Origin of the sequence: Achromobacter deleyi, assembly GCF_013116765.2 — a bacterium.
Classification (GTDB): domain Bacteria; phylum Pseudomonadota; class Gammaproteobacteria; order Burkholderiales; family Burkholderiaceae_B; genus Achromobacter; species Achromobacter deleyi_A.
Genome location: NZ_CP074375.1, coordinates 4811204 through 4834932 on the forward strand (window position 1 = coordinate 4811204; position 23729 = coordinate 4834932).

At 61.5% G+C, this 23729-nt stretch carries 19 protein-coding genes; 12 read left to right on the plus strand and 7 right to left on the minus strand.

Annotated elements, in window-relative coordinates:
* Positions 1-49 precede the first annotated feature (49 nt).
* From HLG70_RS21705 to HLG70_RS21725, 5 genes are read right to left on the minus strand one after another with little or no spacing between them, the layout of a single operon-like run.
* Positions 50-1069 carry an ABC transporter ATP-binding protein gene (locus tag HLG70_RS21705; protein ID WP_171666026.1) on the minus strand — a complete coding sequence of 340 codons (1020 nt, stop codon included), beginning with the start codon at positions 1067-1069 and terminating at the stop codon, positions 50-52.
* Entirely contained in the window at positions 1066-2076 is a 1011-nt protein-coding gene (locus HLG70_RS21710) for an ABC transporter ATP-binding protein (RefSeq protein ID WP_171666024.1), read from the minus strand. The genes HLG70_RS21705 and HLG70_RS21710 overlap by 4 nt, the downstream gene beginning before the upstream one ends.
* Before the next feature lie 11 nt (positions 2077-2087).
* Complete coding sequence (locus HLG70_RS21715; protein ID WP_171666022.1) at positions 2088-3008, minus strand: ABC transporter permease; 921 nt, start codon at positions 3006-3008, stop codon at positions 2088-2090.
* The gene (locus tag HLG70_RS21720; RefSeq protein WP_171666020.1) at positions 3005-3979 is read right to left on the minus strand and encodes an ABC transporter permease; all 975 of its coding nucleotides are present in this window, start codon (positions 3977-3979) and stop codon (positions 3005-3007) included. The genes HLG70_RS21715 and HLG70_RS21720 overlap by 4 nt, the downstream gene beginning before the upstream one ends.
* 22 nt (positions 3980-4001) lie before the next feature.
* Entirely contained in the window at positions 4002-5588 is a 1587-nt protein-coding gene (locus tag HLG70_RS21725) for an ABC transporter substrate-binding protein (RefSeq protein ID WP_171666019.1), read from the minus strand.
* A gap of 115 nt (positions 5589-5703) precedes the next feature.
* Between HLG70_RS21725 and mnmE the strand changes: the two genes are divergently transcribed.
* Positions 5704-7056, plus strand: coding sequence for a tRNA uridine-5-carboxymethylaminomethyl(34) synthesis GTPase MnmE (gene mnmE, locus HLG70_RS21730; RefSeq protein ID WP_171666017.1), 1353 nt, complete (start codon positions 5704-5706; stop codon positions 7054-7056).
* A 19-nt stretch (positions 7057-7075) separates the two neighbouring features.
* Entirely contained in the window at positions 7076-7546 is a 471-nt protein-coding gene (locus tag HLG70_RS21735) for a GNAT family N-acetyltransferase (RefSeq protein WP_171666015.1), read from the plus strand.
* A 90-nt stretch (positions 7547-7636) separates the two neighbouring features.
* Here the strand turns inward: HLG70_RS21735 and HLG70_RS21740 are convergent, their stop codons facing one another.
* Entirely contained in the window at positions 7637-9010 is a 1374-nt protein-coding gene (locus tag HLG70_RS21740) for a ClcB-like voltage-gated chloride channel protein (RefSeq protein ID WP_171666013.1), read from the minus strand.
* A gap of 489 nt (positions 9011-9499) precedes the next feature.
* Here HLG70_RS21740 and HLG70_RS21745 point away from each other — a divergent pair, with 489 nt between their 5' ends.
* The 5 genes from HLG70_RS21745 to HLG70_RS21765 all read left to right on the plus strand — a co-directional run bounded on the left by HLG70_RS21745 (position 9500) and on the right by HLG70_RS21765 (position 14847).
* Positions 9500-10177 carry a response regulator gene (locus HLG70_RS21745; protein ID WP_171666011.1) on the plus strand — a complete coding sequence of 226 codons (678 nt, stop codon included), beginning with the start codon at positions 9500-9502 and terminating at the stop codon, positions 10175-10177.
* Positions 10167-11651, plus strand: a complete 1485-nt coding sequence (locus tag HLG70_RS21750) for a sensor histidine kinase (protein WP_419144780.1) — start codon at positions 10167-10169, stop codon at positions 11649-11651. Before HLG70_RS21745 ends, HLG70_RS21750 begins: the two co-directional genes overlap by 11 nt.
* 142 nt (positions 11652-11793) lie before the next feature.
* The gene (locus HLG70_RS21755; RefSeq protein WP_234103435.1) at positions 11794-12768 is read left to right on the plus strand and encodes a Bug family tripartite tricarboxylate transporter substrate binding protein; all 975 of its coding nucleotides are present in this window, start codon (positions 11794-11796) and stop codon (positions 12766-12768) included.
* 118 nt (positions 12769-12886) lie between these two features.
* A complete protein-coding gene (locus tag HLG70_RS21760) occupies positions 12887-13324 on the plus strand; it encodes a tripartite tricarboxylate transporter TctB family protein (protein ID WP_171666008.1) in 438 nt (145 codons plus the stop codon).
* A complete protein-coding gene (locus HLG70_RS21765) occupies positions 13321-14847 on the plus strand; it encodes a tripartite tricarboxylate transporter permease (protein WP_171666006.1) in 1527 nt (508 codons plus the stop codon). The genes HLG70_RS21760 and HLG70_RS21765 overlap by 4 nt, the downstream gene beginning before the upstream one ends.
* A 157-nt stretch (positions 14848-15004) precedes the next feature.
* On the opposite strand, the gene HLG70_RS21770 is transcribed toward HLG70_RS21765, so the two are convergent.
* Positions 15005-16171, minus strand: coding sequence for a pyridoxal phosphate-dependent aminotransferase (locus HLG70_RS21770; protein ID WP_171666004.1), 1167 nt, complete (start codon positions 16169-16171; stop codon positions 15005-15007).
* A gap of 112 nt (positions 16172-16283) precedes the next feature.
* On the opposite strand from HLG70_RS21770, the gene HLG70_RS21775 reads away from it, so the two are divergent.
* From HLG70_RS21775 to HLG70_RS21795, 5 genes are all read left to right on the plus strand, one after another.
* The gene (locus HLG70_RS21775) at positions 16284-17318 is read left to right on the plus strand and encodes an AbrB family transcriptional regulator (protein ID WP_171666002.1); all 1035 of its coding nucleotides are present in this window, start codon (positions 16284-16286) and stop codon (positions 17316-17318) included.
* Between the two features lie 223 nt (positions 17319-17541).
* Complete coding sequence (locus tag HLG70_RS21780) at positions 17542-17748, plus strand: cold-shock protein (RefSeq protein WP_008157480.1); 207 nt, start codon at positions 17542-17544, stop codon at positions 17746-17748.
* 2575 nt (positions 17749-20323) lie between these two features.
* Positions 20324-22243, plus strand: a complete 1920-nt coding sequence (gene mnmG, locus HLG70_RS21785; protein WP_171666000.1) for a tRNA uridine-5-carboxymethylaminomethyl(34) synthesis enzyme MnmG — start codon at positions 20324-20326, stop codon at positions 22241-22243.
* A complete protein-coding gene (rsmG, locus tag HLG70_RS21790; protein WP_171665998.1) occupies positions 22240-22929 on the plus strand; it encodes a 16S rRNA (guanine(527)-N(7))-methyltransferase RsmG in 690 nt (229 codons plus the stop codon). Before mnmG ends, rsmG begins: the two co-directional genes overlap by 4 nt.
* Complete coding sequence (locus tag HLG70_RS21795; RefSeq protein ID WP_171665996.1) at positions 22926-23726, plus strand: ParA family protein; 801 nt, start codon at positions 22926-22928, stop codon at positions 23724-23726. The genes rsmG and HLG70_RS21795 overlap by 4 nt, the downstream gene beginning before the upstream one ends.
* Positions 23727-23729: the final 3 nt, after the last annotated feature.

Here is a 23729-nt window from a genome sequence, read left to right on the forward strand (position 1 = left end):
AATTCTCGCCCTCTGCCAATTCCGCGTCCAGCCCTTTTTCGGATCAGGGTCAGCCGGCATCGTTCAAATGGCACGCGCTGAATTGCCCCGCTGCGATCTCCCGCAGCAACGGCCGCTCTACCTTGCACCGCGGCATGGCATGTGGACAACGCGGGTGGAACGCACAGCCGGTTGGCGGATCCAGCGGCGACGGCAGCTCGCCCTTGATGGGCTGATACGTGCGCCGTCCGGGAACCAGCGTAGGCAGTTCCTTCAGCAAGGCCTGGGTGTAAGGATGATTGGCCCGCTGGAACACCGTATCGGTCGGCGCAAGTTCAACCACGCGCCCAAGGTACATGATCGCGACGCGGTCCGAGATATGGCTGACCACGCTGAGGTTATGACTGATGAAAAGATAAGTCAGGTCCAGGTCGGCGCGCAGCTGCTCGAACAGGTTCAGCACCTGGGCCTGGATCGAAACGTCCAGCGCGGCCACGGCCTCGTCGCAAACGATCACCGATGGTTTCAACGCCAGCGCCCGCGCAATACCGATGCGCTGCCTCTGGCCGCCCGAGAATTGATGGGGATAACGCTGTGCAAAACTCGGATCCAGCCCAACCTGGCGCATCAGGCCGGCCACATACTCCGCCTTGTCCCGCGATCGGATCAGGCCATGCGCCACGGGCGCCTCGCCGATGATCTCGCGCACGCGCATGCGCGGGTTCAGCGACGCGTACGGATCCTGGAAGATCATCTGCACGCCCAGCTCATAGACGCGCCGCTCCTGGCCGCTCATGGCGCGCACGGCCTTGCCCTGATAGAGCACATCGCCCGCCGTAGGCGGGAGAATGCCCGAAACAATGCGGCCGAGCGTGGATTTTCCACAGCCTGATTCGCCCACGATGCCGATCACTTCGCCCGGCTGCACTTCCAGGTCCACGCCGGCCACGGCATGCACCACCTGGGTCTTCAGGCCCGCGCCCAACAGGTTCGCGATGCGTCCGGCCAGGTCCACCGGCTGCACGAAGCGCAGCTCGACCCCGCGCAGCGCCAGGATGGGAGTAGTGTTGTCGCGTTCAGCTGCGTTCATTTGATGTCCGGGCCTCCGGCATGCCAGCAGCGCACCCACTGCGCCGGGCGCACTTCCACGGGCTGCGGCTCGGCCAGACAGGCGTCGGTGGCGCGCGGACAGCGCCCGCGAAACGCACAGCCTTGCGGCAGGTTGAGCAAGGACGGCGTCATGCCTGGAATCGGCACGAGCGGTCTTCCGCGGGACTCCGGTGTCGGAATGGAAGCGATCAGCCCGTGCGTGTAGGGATGCATGGGATGACTGAGGACCGCCTCCGTGCTGCCGGTTTCCACGACGCGTCCCGCGTACATGACCGACACGCGATCCGCCAGGCCTGCCACGACCGCCAGGTCGTGTGTAATCCAGATCAGCCCGGTACCCGTTTCGCGGCAGAGTTTCCGCACTTCGAAGAGGATCTGGCCTTGTATCGTGACATCCAGCGCGGTGGTGGGCTCGTCCGCGATGATGAGGCGCGGTGAATTGAGCAGCGCGATCGCGATCGCCACGCGCTGCCGCATGCCGCCTGAAAGCTGATGCGGATATGCCCGCAAGCGCTCTTGCGGCGACGGTATGCCAACCATGGTCAGGGTCTGCAGGGCGCGCTGGCGCGCCTGTTCGCGCGTTGCCTTGCCGTGTGCCTGAACCGCCTCGATCATCTGCGTGTCCACGCGCAGCACGGGGTTCAGCGTCATCATCGGATCCTGGAAGATCATCGCGATCTCCTGGCCTCGCAACTGCCGCCAGCGCGCCGGCGACGCGCCGCGCAAGTCCTCGCCATTGAGCAGCAGCCGACCCTCGACGATGCGGCCAGGCTCGTCCAGCAAGCCCATCAGCGAAAAGCCGGTTATGCTCTTGCCCGACCCCGATTCGCCCACCAGCCCCAGGATCTCCCCTTCGGCCAAGGTGAGATCCACGCCATCGACCGCCTTCACCACGCCGTTGCGCGTGAAGAAATGCGTCTTCAGTCCGTGCACCTCAAGAATGGGTGTGGGCGTGGCCAGGGACTTTTCCGCCGCTTGTGTCTGCATCGCGCCCGTCCTCAGTTCGCGTGGCGCGGGTTGAGCACATCGCGCAGGTGGTCGCCCACCAGATTGATGGCAATGATGGCCAGCGCCAGCGCGATACCAGGAAAGAAGGAGATCCAGTACTGGCCGGACAGCAGATACTCGAAGCCGTTGTAGATCAGCATCCCCAGCGACGGTTCGGTTACCGGCACGCCCACCCCCAGGAACGAGAGCGTCGCTTCCAACGCAATGGCGTGCGCCAGATCGATCGTGGCGATCACGATGAGCGGCGGCATACAGTTCGGCAGCACATGGCGAAACAGCACGCGCCCCCACGACAGCGACATGCAGCGCGCGGCCTCCACATATTCCTTGCCGCGTTCGACCAGCGCCGCGCCGCGCGCCGCCCGCGCGAAATAGGCCCATTGCACGACGATGAGCGCGATGATCACCTTATCCACACCCTTGCCCAGGATCGCCAGCAGCATCAGCGCGACAAGAATGGCGGGAAACGACAACTGGATATCCACAACCCGCATCAGCAAGGCATCGATGCGGCCGCCGAAGTAAGCCGCGATCAGGCCGACCGTGGCGCCGATGCCAAAGGCCGCCAGCACCGACACGGTGGCCACCATGAGACTCGTGCGCATGCCGTAGAGAATCGCGGACAGCAGATCCCGCGCCTGGCCGTCGGTGCCCAGCCAATGGCGCATGGAACCGTCGCCGCTTTCGCTGCCTGGCTTGAGCTTGGAATCCATGATGTCCAGGCTGGCCAGGTCATAGGGATTCTGCGGCGCGATCCACGGCGCCAGCAGCGCGGCGCCCACGATCGCGATCAGCATCACCAGGCCCAGCGTGGCCAGCTTGCTGGCGAAGAAGTCGGATACGAATCGCCGCCAGGGCGATTGCTCCCTGGCGGAAGAGGGGGGCGCGGCGACGCTGACAGGCGTGTTCATCGGCGGCTATCCAGGCGTACGCGGGGATCCAGCACCGTATAGATGATGTCCACCACGAGGTTCAACATAACCAGGAAAAACACGATAAGCAGCAGATAGGCCACCACCACGGGACGATCCAGGTTGATGATGGAATCAATCAGCAGCTTGCCCATTCCAGGCCAGGAAAATACGGTCTCGGTCACGACGGCAAATGCCATTACCTGCCCAAATTCCAGGCCCGCCACCGTCACCACGGGAATCAGGATGTTCTTCAGCAGATGCACGCCCAGCACGCGCCTTTCGGACAAGCCCTTGGCGCGCGCGAACTTGATGTAGTCCATGGGCAGGGCCTCGCGCGTGGCCGCCCGTGTGACGCGGATGATCATCGCGCACTTGGCGATGGCGATGGTGGCGGCCGGCAGGGCCAGGCTCAACCATCCATTGAACGTCAGCACGCTGAGCTGCAGCGAACCGATACTGACCGTCTGTCCGCGTCCACCCGCAGGCACCCATCCCAGGATCACGGCGAACACCATGATGAGCATCAGGCCGACCCAGAAGTTGGGCAGCGAAAAGCCCAGCACGGAACTCGTCATGATCGCGCGCGACCCGACAGCCTTGGGCTTGAGACCCGCCAGGATGCCCAGCGGCACGCCGATCAGCACCGATAACAGCATGGCCACACAGGCCAGCTCCACGGTGGCCGGCATGCGTTCCAGGATCAGGTGCATGGCCGGTTCGCCGGTCAGGAAGCTGTTGCCGAAATCCCCCCGCACCGCCTGGCTCATGAAGATCAGGTACTGCCGCCACAAGGGCTGGTCCAGCCCCAGCGATGCGCTGATGGCGGCACGCTGCGCTTCCGTCGCTTCCGGGCTTGCCAGCATGGATACCGGATCGCCCACCATGTAGATTCCGGCAAAGACCAGCGCCGACATGACGAGCATGACGACGATGGTCTGCAGGAGCCTTCTTACTATTGTTGCAAGCACGAGATACCGCCTGCTGTGCGCGTTACTTCTTCAGCGTTGCAAACTGCGCAAGCGTGACCTGGTCGGGACGGCCCTGGTATCGGATATCGTTTTTCATGGCCCATACCGAGAGCTCGAAATGCACCGGCAGCATGGCGAAGTCGTCCATGGCGATGTTGCTTGCCTTGGAAAGCAATTCGGCGCGTTTGGCGTCATCCATGGTCGACGAGGCTTCCTTCACCAGCTCGTCCATCTTGGGATTGGAATAGCGGCTGCGGTTGGTGGTGCCCAGGCCCGCTTCCGGGTTGCGTGTCATCAGCAAGGATGTCAGCGCATTGGACATTTCGCCGCTGGTGACGGACCAGCCCGCCAGATAAGCCGAAAACGCGTAGCTGTCGCGGTTCTTGAAGAACACCGGGGGCGCCATCGCGTCCACGCTGGTCTTCACGCCTATGCGTGTCCACATGGACGCGATCGCCTGCGCAACCTTTGAATCGTTGACGTAGCGGCCGGACGGCGAACCCAGCGTGATCGAGAAACCGTTGGGGTAGCCGGCTTCCTTCAGCAGCGCCTTGGCCTTTTCCACGTCCGCCTTCGGCGCCTTCGAGTGCTCTTTGCTGGATCCGAACATGGGGTAGGGCAACAGATTGCCGGCGGGCAACGCCACACCGCCCATCACGCGTTCCACCAGGGCGTCGCGGTTGATGGCCAGCGACAGCGCCTCGCGCACGCGCTTGTCCTTCATCGGGTTCTTCTCGGTGCCCTGGACGCCGGGCGAAGGCTCGGCATACTGGTCCAGCGCGACGTACACCACGCGCACCGACGGCGTTTCCTCGACAAAGAGCTTCTTGTCGCCCTTGAGCTTGGGCAGGTCATCGGTCGGGGGATCCTCGATCATGTCGACGTCGCCGGCCAGCAAGGCGGCCACGCGCGCCGCGGCATTGCTGATGGGACGGTAGACCACGCGATCCCACTCGGGCTTCTTGCCCCAGTAGTTGTCATTGCGCGCCAGCACGAATTCCGCGCCGCGCTTCCAGGACACGAATTTGTAGGGTCCCGTGCCTATCAGGCCATCGCCGCTGTTCAACTCCGTGGTGGTCTTGCCTTCGGCCGCGGGACCGGATGCGGCCTTCTTGGACATGATGGGCAATTGCGCCAGGTTCACCAGCAGATTCGGCGCGACGTCCTTGGTCGTGATGCGCACGGTCATGGGATCGACCGCTTCGGTTTTCGCAACAGACCCCAGGTACAGCGTGAACGGCGACGGGCTGTTGGGCACCTTCGGCACGCGGTCATATGTAAAGACGACGTCTTCCGCGGTAAAGGGCGTGCCGTCCGAGAACTTCACGTTCGGACGCAGCTTGAACGTCCAGATCTTGCCGTCCACGGTCCACGATTCGGCCAGCGAAGGCTGAGGCTTGAGTTGCGCGTCGGTGGCAACCAGCGTGTCGAAGATGGTCTGGGAAATCTGCGTATTGGGCGTCAGCGCGTGATACTGCGGATCCATCGAAGATGGCTCGGTCTTCAATCCGATCACCAGATCGCGGGCCATGGCCGAACTGAATGTGCCAAAGGCCAATATCACCGCGGCGGAGCCGCAGGCCAAGACACGCGAAAACCGAGATGCCATCGTGATCTCCCAGAGTTGTTTCGGGTTTTGAACCTCGGGGCCACAGTAACCAGCAAACAACGCGCCGCGCAACAGTTATATTCCCCTATTGTTCTTGCATCGCCATAGCCAAAATATGTCCGCCTACGCCCCCATTGCCGCCATTGCCACCGCCCCCGGAAGAGGTGGCATCGGCGTCGTGCGCGTTTCTGGCGCGGACCTGTCCGAGTTGGTGCGCCGCCTGTTCCAGCGAGACCTGAACCCGCGCCATGCGCATTACCTGCCGTTCAAATCCCTGGCCGGAGAACTGCTGGACGAAGGCATCGCCATCTACTTCCGCGCGCCGCATTCCTATACCGGCGAGGACGTGCTGGAACTGCAGGGCCATGGCGGCCCCGCAGTGCTGCGCCGCGTTCTCGACAGCTGTCTGGCCGCTGGCCGGGACCTGGGCTTGCGCCTGGCCGAACCCGGCGAATTCACTCGCCGCGCATTCTTGAACGATCGCATGGACCTGGCGCAGGCCGAGGCGGTCGCGGACCTAATCGAAGCATCGTCGGTGGCCGCCGCGCGCGGCGCCATGGCGTCCCTGTCCGGCGAATTCTCGGCGCGTGTGAACGACTTGTCGGACCGCATCATTCACCTGCGCATGCTGGTCGAAGCGACGCTGGACTTTCCCGAAGAGGAAATCGACTTTCTTGAGAAATATCAGGCCCGCCCGACGCTGGATGCGCTGGCCGCGGATCTGTCCGCGCTGATTGCGCAGGCGCGCCAGGGCGTGATCCTGCGCGAAGGCCTGCATGTGGTGCTTGCCGGCCAGCCCAACGTGGGCAAATCCAGCCTGCTCAACGCGCTGGCTGGCGACGATATCGCCATCGTCACGCCTATCGCCGGAACGACACGCGACAAAGTGGTGCAGGAGATCCATATCGACGGCGTACCGCTGCATATTGTGGACACGGCCGGCCTGCGGGATACCGATGACACCGTCGAGAGCATCGGCATCGCGCGCACCTGGCAGGAAATCGAACGCGCCGATGTCATTTTGCATCTGCAGGACGCCACCCAGCCCGGCGACGAGCTCGACGCCCAGATCACCGCGCGCCTGCCCGCCCGCACGCCGGTGCTGAAGGTATTCAACAAGGTCGACCTGCTGTCCACCCCCTTCACGGCCAAACCGGACGAACTGGGCATCTCCGCCAAGCGCGGCGTCGGCCTGGACGCGCTGCGCGCCGAGCTGCTGCGGATCGCCGGCTGGAATCCGGGCGCCGAATCACCGTGGCTTGCGCGCGAACGCCATCTGCACGCCTTGCAGGAAGCGGCGGAACACCTGGAGCTGGCCGCCGAGCACGCAGGCCAGGATGACCGGGTGCTGGACCTGTTTGCCGAGGAACTGCGGCTGGCCCATGACAGCCTGTCCAGCATCACCGGGAAGTTCACCAGCGACGACCTCCTGGGCGAGATTTTCTCAAGCTTCTGCATCGGAAAATAGCCGGGAGACATCCGAGGCGATGGACACGAACCGCCCCTATTGGATCCGGCCCGCGACGCCCGGCGACGTGGCAACGATCGAACGCATCGTCAAGGATGCGTACACCCACTACATCACCCGGATCGGCGCCACGCCAGGTCCGATGCGGGACGACTACCGGGCCCGCGTGGCGCAGGATGTAGTTCACGTGCTCGATACCCAAGCCGGGGTCCAAGGTCTTATCGTTCTGATTCCCGAGCCTGACTCTGGCTGCATGCTGCTGGACAACATCGCGGTGTCGTCCTTGGCGCAAGGAAGAGGGTACGGCCGGGAAATGTTGCGGTGGGCCGAGGACGTGGCCCGCCAGGCTGGCTTTGCCTGCATCCGCCTCTACACCCAGGAGATGATGACGGAGAACATCGCAATTTATCTGCGATACGGATACGTCGAGACCCATAGGGCCAGGGAGATCGGACTTAACCGAGTATTCATGAGAAAACCCCTTATTTAAGGGGTTTTGTTCCACTCATGGCGCCGGGCTCATCGTTGTCGTTAGCTTAACTTTTATCTGGAATATGAAAATATACGAGCTTTTACTCGTTTATTTTCCATGCCCGTTTTCCTTTGCCAGAACCCGCTGTTCGAGACGGTTTCCAGCCAAGGATTTCGCGTAGACGGAGTCGGGCCGGATGCGTTGCGCGACTACATATCCGGTCATGCACGCCAGCATCAAAGGCAGCATGACCTCATAGCTCAGCGTCATCTCGAAGATCATCAAAATGGACATCAGCGGCGCATAAGTGGTGGCGGCCAGCAGCGCCCCCATTCCCACAACGGCATAGCTCGATACCGCCGAAAGCCCCCCCGCGGGGAACATTCCATGCAGACCCGTTCCGTACAGGGCGCCGAGCGCGGCGCCCACGAACAACGTCGGCGTGAAAACCCCGCCCACCGCGCCAGACCCCACGCTGGCGGCGGTGGCGAGCGTCTTCAGCAACAAAATGGCGGCCACCGCCTGCCACGCCCATTGCGTATGCAACATGCTATTGACCACGCTGTACCCGTTGCCCCAAACCTCGGGATTGAGCACGGACAGCGCGCCCACGATCAGTCCTCCCACGGTCATCCTGGCCCACAGCGGAAAGGGCAGGCGACCAAATGCCGCGCGGGAGATATCCAGGAACCGCAGGAATTGCGGCGCAGCCAGGCCGGCGATCAGACCCAGCCCAAGATAATTGATCACTTCCCAGCCGGACACGAATTCAAAGTGCGGCATATGGAAGACGGCGTCATAGTGCAGGATCTGGCGGGTGACGATATTGGCGACTACCGACGCCACGGCCAGGGGAACCAGCGTGGCCGATGAAATGACGCCGTAGACGATTTCGGAAATGAAGAGCGCCCCCGCAATGGGCGCGTTATAGGCGGCGGTAATGCCCGCCGTCGCGCCGCAGGCCACCAGCAGCCTCAAATGCCGAGGCGGGAGCACCAGATAACGGCCCGCCAGCGACGAACACATGGCCGCCAACTGGACCATCGGGCCTTCGCGCCCGATGGAAGCGCCGGATCCGATAGAGAAAATTGACGACAGACTGCGCGCAACCGTCTGGCGAAAGCCGATGACGCCCCGGCCGATCGAAATCGCCTCCATATAGTCCGCCGCGCCGCGCCTGGGCAGCCATCGGGCCGCCGTTTGCAGAATGATGCCGGCGATCGCGCCTCCCGCCGCCGGCATCAGGAAGCGCTGCCAGGGGTCCAGGCCGCGGGCCAGGGACACCATTCCATGGGGAACGTCGCCTCCGCCCAGCAGCATTTGGGTCCAGCCCAGCAACTCCCGGAACACCACGGTGGCCAGCGCCCCCGCCAATCCCATCAACGCCGCCATGCACAAGGTGACGGGCAGCTTGTCAGCCAGCAAACCGCTTCTCAACCGGGATGCCCACCCGGATTTCCTGATTCTGATGTCTCTTGCCATGGCGGAATTCTACGGCGAATTCTGCTCACTTTTTGTTCAGTCCCCTGTAAAGAAAGCGGGGAAATGCCCCCTCGAATGCCCGGTTTCGATAGCGCCTCAGGGGCCGTTTTAGACCCTCTATGAGGGCGAAAAACAGGGTAGGCGGATCCTCGATTTTTGGGGTAAAAGTGCCGTTTTGGAGCCCCGTTTCCAGAAAAGGGCCTGTGGATAACTCCTAAGGCGGCAGGTTGTGCACATGTTGTGGAGGCAAGTTGAACAAGCAGGGGTTTTGGGCAGGGTCCAAAATCTTGTCCAACTTCAGCTTTTTTCCCACACAGAGTTCTTGCACAGGCAAAAACGCTTGCAAGCTTATGAAAAAAAAGAGGTTTCCAAGGTTAAGGTAGTTATCCACAGGCCTTATTAATCATTAGTCTTTATATAAAGAGAAATAAAGGAAAAGCCAAACATGCTTTCCCATTCCGCCCAGCCACTGCCCCCCGGACTGCGTCCATGCGTATCCTTCTGATCGAAGATGAAGCCGAACTTGCCCTCTGGCTTGCTCGAAGCCTGGCCAGACATGCCGGCTTTGTCGTTGAATGGGCTGATGACGGACTGGTCGCCGAAAGAAGGCTGGCGATTGAAGAATTCGACGCGGTTGTTCTGGATCTCGGACTTCCGGGCATGGACGGCCATACTTTGCTGGCGAAGATTCGCGCGCGAGACGACCGTACGCCGGTGCTGGTCTTGACCGCGCGCGATTCCTTGGCGGAAAGAATCGGAACGCTGCACCAGGGAGCAGACGATTTCCTGCCAAAACCGTTTGTTGTGGAAGAGTTGGAAGCGCGTCTGATCGCGCTCATCCGGCGCAGTCGCGGGCGTGAACACCCGCGCCTTGCTCTGGGAAACCTGGTTTTTGAAACTTCCGCGCAAAAATTCACGGTCGGCGGACAGCCTTTGCAGTTATCCCCACGTGAACATGCGGTGCTACGGGTTCTGATCCAGAAAAGCGGTGAACCCATCAACAAACAGCAGATTCTTGACCGCATCCTCACGGACGATGCGGACATCAACCTGGAAGCCATCGAGGTTCTGGTTCACCGTTTGCGCAAAAAATTGGCGGAAACCGGTGTTCAGATAGTCACCATGCGAGGCATGGGCTACTGCCTGGAGAACCTTGTTGACAACTAGAAGTCCTAAAAAAAACGGGTTTTTCGCGGCAAAAAAACGCAATCGGACGCTGAAAAGCCAGTTGCTCTGGTGGCTGATCCCAACGCTTGTCTTCGTGATGATGGGCGCCCTGTGGCTGTCGAACCACCAGTTGCGCAACCAGGTCGACATTGCCTACGACAGGTCACTCTCCGGAGCGCTCCGTGCGATCGACCACAACATATCCACAGCCAGCGGTGGATTAGCCATGGAGCAGCCATACCTGATGCTGGAATTTTTCGAGCTGACGGCCAATGGCAGTGTTTTCTACCGGGTGGCGACAGAGGACGGGCTGGCCGAAATAGGACATCCCGACTTGCCCATGCCCGACCAGCCGCTGGTTTCCGGCGAACCGCGTTTTTTCTACGCGACCTACCAGGGGATGCCCGTCAGGGTTGCGGCGCTGGCGCGTCCAATGGACCCGCCCTTGTATGCAAACAAAGGGGGACGGGTTATTGTCCAGGTGGCCGAAGGGCTGGAAAGCCGGCAGGCGTTCCTTCACAAGGTGCTGGTGCGCTCGGTGGAACGTGACCTGGCCGTGATCCTGATCAGCGTTCTGGTGATCGTCTTGGGCGTTTTCATGGCCTTGCGCCCCCTGGTCAGGCTCCGACAGGAGGTGGAAGGCCGTTCCGCGGACGATTTAAGCCCCGTCAGCGCTTCGGACATGCCGGGTGAGGTCCTGCCCCTGGTTGCGGCCGTAAACCTCCACATGGCCCGTTTTGCGGCTCTGGGGAGGGTCCAGAGCCAGTTCCTGGACGACGCCTCGCATCAATTGCGCACGCCTTTGTCCGTTTTGAGGACCCAGACGGCGTACGCCCTGCGCGAAACAGACCCCCAGGAGGTCCGTACAGCCCTTCTGGCGATGCAGGAAGGGTTGGACAGGGCCGTACGCACCACCAACCAGATGCTCGCTCTGGCGCGCGCTAAGGACGCTTCCCTGGCCGAAGGCGGATTTGCCCCCGAACCGGTGGATCTGGTGGATCTGGCCGACGGGGTCCTTCGGGGACTGCTTCCGAACGCCCGAGGGCGTCAGCTTGATATCGGCCTAGAAGCCGATCAGAGGCCCGTGGTCGTCAGCGGCGCCGACTGGCTCTTGCGGGAAGCGGTCAGCAACCTGGTGGACAACGCCATTCGCTACGCATCTCCTGGCGGAGTGGTCACCGTGCGGATCCTGGTCGCCCCCGGGGAGGTCAGGCTGGCCGTGGAGGATGACGGCCCCGGCATGTCCGCCGAGGATATCGCCCGGGCCTGCGTCCGATTTCGTCGGGGAGCGGCAGGCAAGAACAAGCCGGGGGCCGGCCTGGGCCTGGCCATCGTGGGCACCATCGCCGAGATCCTGGGGGCGCGCCTGGTCCTGGAGAACCGGGTTCCCCTGGCAGGATTGCGGGCGGCACTGGTGTTTTCCCTGGGTTCCGTGCCGGATGCTGCGCCGCGTCACGAAAACGGCCGGAATTGAAAGGTTATGGAAAGCTTCGGTTTTGTACGGTTGCGTCCACTGGAACCACCGATGCGCGGCGATCGCCTGAGCGGAGCTTCCAGCCATACCTAGACCTATAAATCCTGGAGACGCAAGAATGCAGACGAGTCTGAAGCTGCGCATGGCCGCCGTCGCGGCGCTTGGCGCGATTACCCTGTCCTTTGGAGCGGCTCACGCCGCCGAAGAGCCCCGCCGCCCGGAATGCATTGCGCCGGCCCAGCCCGGGGGCGGCTTCGATTTGACCTGCCGCCTGGCCACCGAGGGCCTGAAGCAGAGCGGGGCGCTCAAGAACACCATGCGCATCGTCTACATGCCCGGCGGCATCGGCGCCGTGGCCTACAACAACATCGTCGCCCAGCATCCCAACGAGCCCGGCACGATCGTCGCATTCTCGGGCGGTTCCTTGCTCAACCTGGCCCAGGGCAAGTTCGGCAAGTACAACGTCAACGACGTGCGCTGGCTGGCGGCCATCGGCACCGACTACGGCGTGGCCGTGGTGCGCAATGATTCCCCATACACCGACCTGAAGAGCCTGATGGACGCCTTCAAGCAGGATCCGACCAAGATCGTGCTGGGCGCGGGCGGCACCGTCGGCAGCCAGGACTGGATGAAGGCCGCGCTGACCGCCAAGGCGGCTGGCGTGGATTTCAAGAAAATGCGTTTCGTCGCGTTTGAGGGCGGCGGCGAGGCCGTGACCGCGCTGCGTGGTGGCCACATCCAGGCCTACATGGGCGATGCGGCCGAAGCCTTCACCATGCTCGAAGGCGGCGCCCCCATCCGCGTGCTGGCGGTGTTCAATGACCAGCGCCTGCCCGGCAAGCTGGGCACGGTGCCCACCGCCAAGGAACAGGGCTACGACATCGTCTGGCCCATCATCCGCGGTTTTTACGTGGGTCCCAAGGTGTCCGATGGCGACTACCAATTCTGGGTCGATGCGTTCAACAAGGCGACGTCCGCTCCCGAGTTCGAGAAGCTGCGCCAGCAGCAGGGCCTGTTTCCGTTCAACAAGACAGGTCCCGAGCTGGACGCCTACGTGAAGAACCAGGTCAAGCAGTACGGCGAACTGGCCGACACGTTCGGCCTGATCAAGAAATAAGCCGCAGGGCTTTCTGACCCGATCACGCGCCCGCAAGGGCCTGTCCGCCGCCGGCCGATGCCGGCGGCGGCTGGGGATCGCTGCGCCGCAGGGCGCGACTACAACGGAAAAGTGGATCATGAACGATCGAATCTTGGGGCTTGCGGCCCTGGCGCTAGCCGTCTTCATGACGGCGGCGGGTTGGGGAATCGAGGCCCCATTCGCCTATGAACCCGTCGGCCCTCGCGCCTTCCCCCTGCTGCTGGCGCTGATCATCGGCCTGTGCGGTCTATGGCTGGTTTACAAGGGCGGCCATGCGGTCGAGGCCAATCCGCCGGGCGCAAACGGGCGCATTGCGCTGATGGTGGTGTTCGCGGCCGCGTATGCCTTTCTGTTCCAGTGGCTGGGCTTTGTCATCGCCACTTCCCTGATGACGGTCTTTGTGGGCCGCCTGTTCGGGGGCAGCTGGGCAAAATGCGCCATCGGCGGCGTCGTCATGAGCCTTTTCTTTTTCGTGCTGTTCGACAAGGTGCTGGACGTGGTCCTGCCCGGCGGACTGCTGGAGAACCTGATATGAGCGGCATTCTTGATCATCTGTCGATAGGCTTTGGCGTTGCCTTCTCGTTCACGAACATCCTGGTGGCGGCGATCGGTTCGTTCATCGGGACCATGGTGGGGGTGCTGCCCGGCCTGGGGCCGGTCAACGGCGTGGCAATGCTGATACCCATCGCGTTCGCGATGAACCTGCCGCCCGAGACCGCGCTGATCCTGCTGGCGGCGGTTTATGTGGGCGCGGAGTACGGCGGACGCATCACGGCCATCCTGCTGAATGTGCCTGGCGAGGCCAGCGCCATCATGACGACGCTGGACGGCTATCCGCTGGCGCGCCAGGGCATGGCCAACGTGGCGTTGTCGCTGTCGGCCTGGTCGGCGTTCTTCGGCGCCATCGTGTCCGTGGTGGGAATCATCCTGCTGGCGCCGATGCTGGCGAAATGGGCGCTGGCCTTCGGTCCCGCCGAGTATTTCGTGCTGATGATCTTCGCGTTCTGCTGCCTGACCAGCCTGCTGGGAAAGCAGCCCGTCAAGGGCGTGCTGGCGGCGATGATCGGCTTGTCGATTTCCGTGGTCGGGGTGGATGCGAACTCGGGGGTGTATCGCTATACGTTCGAGTCTGTGCACCTGGCCGACGGCATTGATTTCGTCGTCGTCGTGATTGCCTTGTTCGCGGTCAGCGAGATGCTGGAAATGCTTGAGAAGGTGATGGCCGGACACAGCGTGGAGGTCAAGCCCAGCGGTCGCAAGCTGTTTAACCTGAAAGAGATGGCATTCACCTGGTGGAGCGTCGTGCGCAGCGCGCTGGTGGGCTTCGGCGTGGGCGTGTTGCCGGGGGCCGGCGCCAGCGTGGCCGCGGCTGTCGCGTACTCGCAGGAAAAACGCATCATTGAGGCCAAGGATCCGGACGCCAAGTTCGGCAAGGGCGACATGCGCGGTCTGGTGGCGCCGGAAGCGGCTGCGACCGCGTCGGCCATCGGTTCCTTCGTGCCGATGCTGACCTTGGGCGTTCCGGGTTCAGGCACCACCGCGGTGATGATGGGGGCGCTGACGCTCTACAACATCACGCCGGGTCCGGTGCTGTTCGAATCCAAGCCGGAACTGGTGTGGGGACTGATTGCGTCGCTGTTCGTGGCCAACGTCCTGCTGTTCATCATGAACGTGCCGCTGGTCCGGTTCTTCTCCAAGGTGCTGTCGGTGCCGGGCTGGCTGATGGTTCCGGGCATCCTGTGCATCAGCTACATCGGCGTATATGCCATCAATGCCGGCACGTTCGACCTGCTGCTGGTCGCGGGCATCGGAACCCTGGGCTACTTCCTGCGCAAGTTCGGCGTGCCCATGGCGCCGCTGGTTCTGGGCGTGGTGCTGGGCAACATGATGGAGCAGAACCTGCGCCGTGCGCTGTCGATGACCGACGGCGATGTGGGCGTGCTGTTCGCCAGCCCCGTGTCGATTGCATTGTGGTCGGGGGCGGCCGCGGTCGTGATCCTGCCGCAGCTCCTGCGTCGGCTGCGCGCAGCAAGAAAGGTTGCCGCTGGACCGGCTTGATTCAATGCTGGGCGGGCCGCCGGCAAGGCTTTCGTCCCGCGCTTGAAGCAATGCCGGAAACTTCAAGGGGCGCCTGCTGGCGCCCCTTTTTTAATGCGGTGAAGCTCTCAGTAGATCCTGAATTTGAAATATGAGCTTTTACTCATAAATATGATTTTTATACTTGCGCCAGGCGCTCCAGCGCCGAATCCAGCGTCGCATCTTTCTTGGCGAAGCAGAAGCGCACGATGCGATGGTTGGATTCGGGAGCGTCGGGCTGGCGGTAGAACGCCGAGACCGGGATCACTGTCACGCCATGCTTGACCGTCAGGTCCCGCGCGAAATCGGCTTCGTTCTGTTTCGATATATGGCTGTAATCGGCCAGCAGGAAGAACGTGCCGGGGCTGGGCAGGGGGCGGAAACGGGTATTGGCCAGGCCCTGCGAAAGGCGGTCGCGCTTGGCTTGGTAGAACGCTGGAAGCTCCAGGTAGGGCTTGGGATCGCGCATGAACTCGGCCAGGGCGAATTGCATGGGCGAAGGCACCGTGAACACCATGAACTGGTGCACCTTGCGCAGCTCGGCGCTCAGGTGGCGCGGGGCGCAGCAGTAGCCGATCTTCCAGCCAGTGGTGTGATAGGTCTTGCCGAACGACGAGATCACGAACGCGTGTTCAGCCAGGAGCGGGCGACGCGCCACGCTGGCGTGTGGCTTGCCGTCGAACACGATGTGTTCATAGACTTCATCGGACACCAGCAGCACGCCGGTTTCGCGAACGATGGCCTCCAGTGCATCCAGATCGCTTTCCTCGAGCACGGCGCCCGTGGGATTGTGCGGGAAGTTCAACATCAGGAGGCGGGTCTTGGACGTGATGGCGTCGCGCACGCGCTGCCAGTCTATGCGGTAGTAAGGGTCGGCCTCGGTGGGCGCGCGCAGCGGCACCGGAACCGCCGTGCCGCCTGCCAGGCGTATCGCCGGCAGGTAAGAGTCATAGCAGGGTTCGATGACGACAACTTCGTCGCCGCTGCCCACCGCGGCCAGCACCGTGGCCATCAAGGCCTCCGTGGCGCCGCTGGTCACCGTGATTTCGGTTTCCGGATCGTAGGTGTGGCCATACAGTTGTCGCGTCTTGGCGGCAATGGCTTCGCGCAGGGGCGCGACGCCCGGCATGTAGGGATACTGGTTGTGGCCTTCGGCCATTGCCTTGGTCACCAGCGCGCATAGCGCGGGGTCCGGATCAAAGTCAGGAAAGCCCTGACCCAGATTGATGGCCTTGTGCTCGATGGCCAGGCGGCTCATCACGGTAAAGATGGTGGTGCCGACGTCGGGAAGTTTGGATCGGATCATGTTGGATGCGAATGTGAACGCTGGTAGGCAAAGAGAGTATTCGTAAGTATCCCACTAACTCATAATTCGTTTTTCATGAGCTTCTAACGCGGACGGGATTGTGGTTCAGAACATGCTGGTGCGGGTAGCGGGGGGGTTTGGGATTGCGCTGATTGGCGCACTGTTGGCGGTGTGGGCGCACATGCCACTGCCCTGGATGCTGGGAGCCCTGCTTTTGACGGCTGCCACGCGGATCGCAGGGCTGGGAACCGCATGCCCGAGGCCCGCGCGCAATGGGGGGCAATGGGTGATCGGAACGTCGCTCGGCCTGTATTTCACGCCGCAGGTCATCGGGCATATCGGCAGCAATGCCGGGCCCATCATCGTGGGCATGCTGTTCGCGCTGGCGCTCGCGTTCATGGGGACCGCGATCTTGCGCCGCTACACCGATGCGGACTTCAAGACTGCGTGGTTCTCCTCGGCGATTGGTGGCGCCAGCGAGATGGCCAGCCTTGCGGAGCGGCATGGTGCGCGCATCGATCGCGTGGCGACTGCGCACAGCGTGCGCGTGCTGCTGGTGGTGGTGACTGTGCCCTTTATCTTCCAATGGTGGGGCGTGGCGGGGCTGGATCCCACGGTCCCGGGGCCCAGGGACGTGCACGGCTTGGGGCTGGCGGCGCTTGTTGCGCTGACCTGCATGGGCGGCATGACGTTCATGAAGCTGCGCCTGCCGAATCCCTGGGTGCTCGGGCCCATGCTCGTGGCCATGCTGCTGACGGCATTCAGCATCGAGCTATCCGCCTTGCCCGACTACGTTCCCAAGGTCGGACAGCTTTTGATCGGCTGGGCCCTGGGCGACCGCTATCGGCCGGATTTCTTCCGTGCGGCGCCGCGCTTCATGGCTGCCGTGGCGGCGTTCACGGTCCTGGCGCTGACGCTGGCGTTCGGGTTGGGGGCGGTGTTGTCGTTGTGGTCCGCAGCGCCCATTCCCACCTTGATTCTGGGGACGACACCGGGTGGCATCGCGGAGATGGCGATCACCGCCAAAGTGCTGCAATTAGGGGTTCCCGTGGTGACCGCGTTTCACGTCACGCGCATGGTTTTCGTGGTGATCGTCACCGGCCCCATCTACGCATTTCTGGCGCGGCGGCCGGGGAATTCCGCCTAGCGGTACTGACGTTCCAGTCAGAAAAATACGACATTGGGGTAAACAACTATATGAGTCTGTAATGCGGGATGAGTATGCTGATTCTGCAGTTGATTCAAGCAGCGGGCGGACTCGTTCTGCCGTATTGGCGGCAAGCGGGAACACAGGTTTTGCACCGATCGTTCAGTTCGCATGGCGTCCTTGATTCATTGCATTTCGATTTAATTACAGGACGCTAGAAAAAATGGCTCAGAAGGGCAAAGTTAAGTGGTTTAACGCTGACAAGGGTTTCGGTTTCATTACGCCGGACGTTGGCGGTACCGACGTTTTCGCACACTTTTCCGCCATCCAGGGCCGCGGCTATCGCAGCCTGAACGAAGGCCAGGAAGTCGAATTCGAAGTCAAGGATGGTCCGAAAGGACCTCAAGCGGCCGAAATTCGCCCGCTCTAAATCGGGAAATCCCAATTTCCCGTCAGCCAGGTCAGACCTGGCTACAACGCCCCAAGACCTTCGGGTCTGGGGCGTTGTGTCGTTTGGGGACCGCGTTTTCCTGGCTTGGCGAGATCGAAGTTAGTAGTCACTAACATATTCTCGACCCTTGGATAAGTCTGTGGATAATTATTTTCGGGCATGAGCATTTTTGTGCTCAGTAATGAAGCAACGAGTACTGTTGTTGCACGGTTTTGCACAGATTTCTAGCTTATTGGTTTGCCCTTCTTTAATAGCGAGCCAGCGACGATCGCGCCGGCGGGCGTGGGGCCGGTTTCATGGAAAACCTGGCTTTTCCCTAGGGAAATCGGGTGTTTAGCGCTATTTTCCCCCTGCCTTCCCTGTGCGCCCAGCTCTGGGAATAATTAACGATCCAAGGACTTTCTGGTCCTTTCAGGCCCCGAGGCGGGTGGTTGTTCACAAAGATATCCCCATCCCGGTTATGCACAGAATTACACCCCTGGGTACCCAAAATGCGGGGGGTCAGCCTGTGGATAGAAATGGGGATAGCAACGAAAAACGGATCTTCTTGTGCAGGGTATTTGCCGCCACGCGCCAATACTTCGCTTCTCCATCGCGAGGCAGGACTTAACCTCCGATCGAAAAAACATGTCGAAAACCGAACTGCGAGTTTTCCACAGGGTTTCACATGAAAGCGTCACACCTCGGCCATATGGATGATGGCGCGCTCGCGACAGTGCGAGCAAGATAATTGTCGGGTCAGTGAACATTTCATGTTCACACGGCGGATGCCCGGGCGGCGCTGGACAAGTTTGTGGATAAATCGCCAGGCCGATATTTGAGCGCGGTTTGACTGCATCCTTGTGGCGGAGTTCCCAAGGCCAAGTCTGGGTAGTTGTGCTTCTTTTGGCGATCTTGATTATCGAATGATTGGTTGAAATTCCTGGACCAAGTTATCGCACGCCACTCGGCGTGGCGCCAGGCGCAGGCGGTTCGCTCAGGCATTGCGACATCCAGGTGCATTATGGAACGGGCCTTGTCGTTCCGGGGCAGCGCCCGTCGCTTTGGATTCATGTGTTTGGGCTGTTTGGCGCATTGGCACCAGCCTGCTGCTGGTAGCCGAGGAGACCGCCGACAGCGAGGGCAGCGCTTCTATCGACGACGACTTATCCCCAGGGTTGTGCGTCCAGTATGCCTCCTGGTTTCGGCTTCATTTTGCGTCGGTGCTCCTGTTGATAAAAGTGTGCGTAACTCTATCCGCGCACCCCCAAATTGGGGCGTTTCTCCCCGCTGCCACCCCTTTTATGAATCTGTGGATAAAGTCCCGTCTCCGATAGTGATGATCGTCTTGTTCGGCGGACTTCCCATCTTTGGATCGACTGGCGAATCCCATCTCGAATCATGTTGAGCGCGGGGTTCCCATTTCCTCACCGAACGTTGTGGGTAAGTTGTAGTTCGGAAATTTGCGCTTGCGTCTATCGTTCAGGGATATTCGATTCGCGATTTGGCGTACGGACTTGAAGTCGGACTCGCGGAGTTTAGGAAAAAAACCATTTTTTTGGGCATAGGTAAGGGTAGGGTGGAATAAAACGATATTTTTCCTAATTTTTACCTTTGCCGGTGTGGAACATCCTGGCTCAGGCGAAGAGGGAAATTTCGGGGCTGTACCGAATGACAAGCTTGAGGACGGAAGTAATTTTGCGTGGTGCTGGATTTGTCTCTTATCTACTCGGGTGTTCCACGTGAAACAGAGCGGGGCGCACACAGAGAATTTCCGGGACCCGATGCACTTTGTGGTTTGTGTTCCACGTGAAACATCCCCCTGGTCCTGAAGATCGGGTTGCAGCATTGAGTTATGGCTACATCGGAAGCAGGTCCTATGAGTAGGACAAGAGTGGAATTTCAATAATGTGGCCGCCGATGGCATCGGCTCAGACGGCGGATGCCATCACGGCGGCTTAAGAGGTACTCCTGAGAACTGCTGGATAGCTTGCATGTTTCACGTGGAACATCACGGGCGCACGGGGGAGATTTTGATGTTCGGATCTGATGCCTAAGACCAAGAGTTCATGTTTCACGTGGAACATTGCCGGTTAAATGGCTGTCTGTGGCGCCTAGTTCTCTGTATCTTGTCCACAGTTCATGCGCGACGGGCTGGCAGCTTTTGGCCGTTCCCGGCGGAGAGGGTAGTCGCTGGCGCATAGGGTTATGGGTATGCGGTGGCATCAGCCTGACCAAAGCGCTGGCAGCATAACGCCCGACCGTCGCCTGGTCATGCCGGTCGGACCCGTTTCGATGCACGGAAGCGCACTGTTTCACGTGGAACATTTCCCTGTTGAATGAGGTAGCAAGTTCCTCAGGTACTCGCCTTAGCTGGTGTTTCACGTGAAACACTGCCGGTGAAACAGCGGCAAATGCCAACACATTCGCCCCTCCGCCGTCCCGCGCGTTGCCAATTACCTACGCGGGCGGACCCTCTCCAACGGCAATGCTGCACCGAAACATGTTTCACGTGAAACATGCAACCCCTGCCTCTATAATGAGCACCGAACGCTCTCTATACCTCCCCCCAATCATGGACTATCCCCGCGAATTCGATGTCATCGTCGTTGGTGGCGGCCACGCCGGCACCGAGGCGGCATTGGCCGCAGCTCGTGCAGGCGCCCGGACGCTGCTGCTGACGCACAACATCGAAACCCTAGGCCAAATGTCTTGCAATCCGTCCATCGGCGGAATTGGCAAGGGCCATCTTGTCAAAGAAGTCGACGCCCTCGGTGGGGCGATGGCCTTGGCAACGGACGAGGCAGGGATTCAGTTCCGTATCCTGAACAGCTCGAAAGGGCCAGCCGTGCGTGCGACTCGCGCCCAGGCAGACCGCGTGCTGTACCGGAAGGCGATCCGTGGCCGCCTGGAGAACCAGGAGAATCTCTGGCTGTTCCAGCAGGCGGTCGAGGATCTGATGGTGGAGGGTGACCGAGTGGTCGGTGCCGTCACCCAGGTTGGTCTGAAGTTCAAGGCCAAGACGGTGGTGTTGACCGCCGGTACATTCCTGAATGGCCTGATTCACGTGGGTCTGCAGAATTATTCGGGCGGCCGTGCCGGAGATCCTCCCTCGATTTCTCTGGGGCAGCGGTTGAAGGAATTGCAGCTTCCGCAGGGCCGCCTGAAGACCGGCACCCCCCCGCGCATTGACGGCCGTACGATCAACTACAGCATCCTGGAAGAACAACCGGGCGACCTGGATCCCATTCCCGTGTTCTCGTACATGGGCAATGTGGCCATGCACCCGCGTCAGCTGCCATGCTGGATCACGCACACCAACGCCCGGACGCACGACATCATCCGTGGCGGCCTGGACCGTTCGCCGATGTACAGCGGTGTCATTGAAGGCGTGGGCCCGCGTTATTGCCCGTCCATCGAAGACAAGATACATCGCTTCGCCGACAAGGCATCGCACCAGGTCTTCCTGGAGCCCGAAGGGCTGGACACGCACGAGGTTTATCCCAACGGCGTGTCGACCAGTCTGCCGTTCGACGTGCAGCTGGATCTGATCCACTCCCTGCCGGGTCTGGAGAATGCGCACATCATGCGCCCCGGGTATGCCATCGAGTATGACTACTTTGATCCACGTGGATTGAAAAGCACGCTTGAGACCAAGGCCATCAACGGCCTGTTCTTCGCCGGGCAGATCAATGGCACCACCGGGTACGAAGAGGCGGCTGCCCAAGGCCTGCTCGCTGGCGTAAACGCTGCGCTGCAGGCACTGGGCCGTGAACAATGGACGCCGCGCCGCGACGAAGCCTACCTGGGCGTCCTGGCCGACGACCTGGTTACGCGTGGCGTCACCGAGCCTTACCGCATGTTTACCTCGCGCGCGGAATATCGCCTGAGCCTGCGCGAAGACAATGCCGATCTGCGGCTGACCGAGATCGGCCGCCAGCTCGGCATCGTCGACGATGCGCGCTGGGATTCCTTCAATCGCAAACGCGATGCCGTTGCCGCGGAAGTCGAACGCCTGAAGTCGTCGTGGGTGAATCCGCGCCTGCTGCCGGTGGAAGTCGCCGAACCGCTGCTGGGCAAGGCAATTGAGCGTGAGTACTCACTAGCAGATTTGCTGAAACGCCCGAATGTTTCCTATGAAGCCCTGATGGCCGTTCGCAATAGCGATGGCTCGCTCCTCGCCGGTCCCGGCGTGGCGGCGGATGAGATCCTGGCCGAACAGGTCGAGATTCAGGTGAAGTACGCCGGCTACATCGCGCGCCAACAGGACGAAGTGCAAAAGCAGATTGCCCACGAGCTGCAGGCTATTCCCGCGGATGTCGACTACGACGCCGTGACCAGCCTGTCCTTCGAAGTGCGCCAGAAGCTCAAGACGCATCGTCCGGAAACCGTCGGCCAGGCCGCGCGGATTTCCGGCGTCACCCCCGCTGCAATTTCGTTGCTGCTCATCCATCTGAAGCGCCTGCATTACGGCTCGCGCAAGCAAGCGGCATGAGCGCGCCTGCCAATCAGGCCGGCGCGGACATGGCCGGCCGCCTCTCTCGTGCGTGCGAGCAGCTGGGCCTGCACGCCGACGACGCCGCGATGACCAAGCTGCTCAATTATCTGGCGCAGATGCAGCGCTGGAATCGCACGTACAACCTCACCGCCATCCGCGATCCCCAGCAGATGCTGATCCAGCATCTGTTCGACAGCATGGCCGCCGTGAAGCCGTTCAGCGAGGCGCTGGGCGCCCCGGACGCCGCCGCCAAGATCTACGACGTGGGATCGGGTGGAGGCCTGCCTGGGGTGGTCCTGGCGATCCTGCGCCCCCTGTGGTCGGTGACCTGCATCGATGCGGTTGAAAAGAAAACCGCATTCGTGCGGCAGATGAGCGGCGCCTTGTCTTTGTCCAACCTCCAGGCGCGGCATGCCCGCATCGAAACGCTGGACGAGGCCGAGTGCAACATTGTCACGTCGCGAGCCTTTGCTTCATTAGATGATTTTGCGCAACTCGCGGGTCGTCACGTAGCCAAGAATGGTACCCTCGTCGCCATGAAGGGCAAGGTCCCCGAAGAAGAAATTCAGGCGTTGCATGCGCGCGGGGAATGGCAAGTCGACCATATTCAGCCGCTCCACGTGCCGGAGCTGCAAGCAGAACGCTGCCTGATCTGGATGCGCCGCAGTCAAGGAACCCTATGAAGAACATACCCCCCAGCACATCCGCCCGCGTATTCTGCATCGCCAATCAAAAGGGTGGTGTGGGCAAGACGACGACCGCCATCAATCTGGCGGCCGGCCTTGCCACGCACAATCAACGCGTGCTGCTGGTGGACCTGGACCCGCAAGGCAACGCCACCATGGGTAGTGGCATCGACAAGAACGCGCTCGAGTCGAACCTGTACCAGGTACTGATCGGCGAAGCCACGATCGAGCAGGCCCGCGTGAAGTCGGAATCGGGCGGCTACGACGTGCTGCCCGCCAACCGCGAACTGTCCGGCGCCGAGATCGACCTGGTGCAGATGGACCAGCGCGAGCGCCAGTTGAAGGCCGCCATCGATACCATCGCCAGCCAGTATGATTTTGTCCTGATCGATTGCCCGCCCACGCTGTCGCTGCTGACCCTGAACGGCCTTGCCGCCGCGCATGGCGTCATCATCCCGATGCAGTGCGAGTACTTCGCGCTGGAAGGCCTGTCCGATCTGGTCAACACCATCAAGCGCGTGCATCGAAACATCAATGACGACCTGCGCGTCATCGGTCTGCTGCGCGTGATGTTCGACCCGCGCATGACGCTGCAGCAGCAAGTGTCGGCGCAACTCGAAGCTCACTTTGGCGACAAGGTCTTCAAGACCGTGGTGCCGCGCAATGTCCGCCTGGCCGAAGCACCCAGTTACGGTATGCCCGGCGTGGTGTATGACCGCGCGTCACGCGGCGCGCAGGCCTATATCTCGTTCGGCGCGGAAATGATCGACCGGGTCAGAAAGGACTTGAAGTAAGCC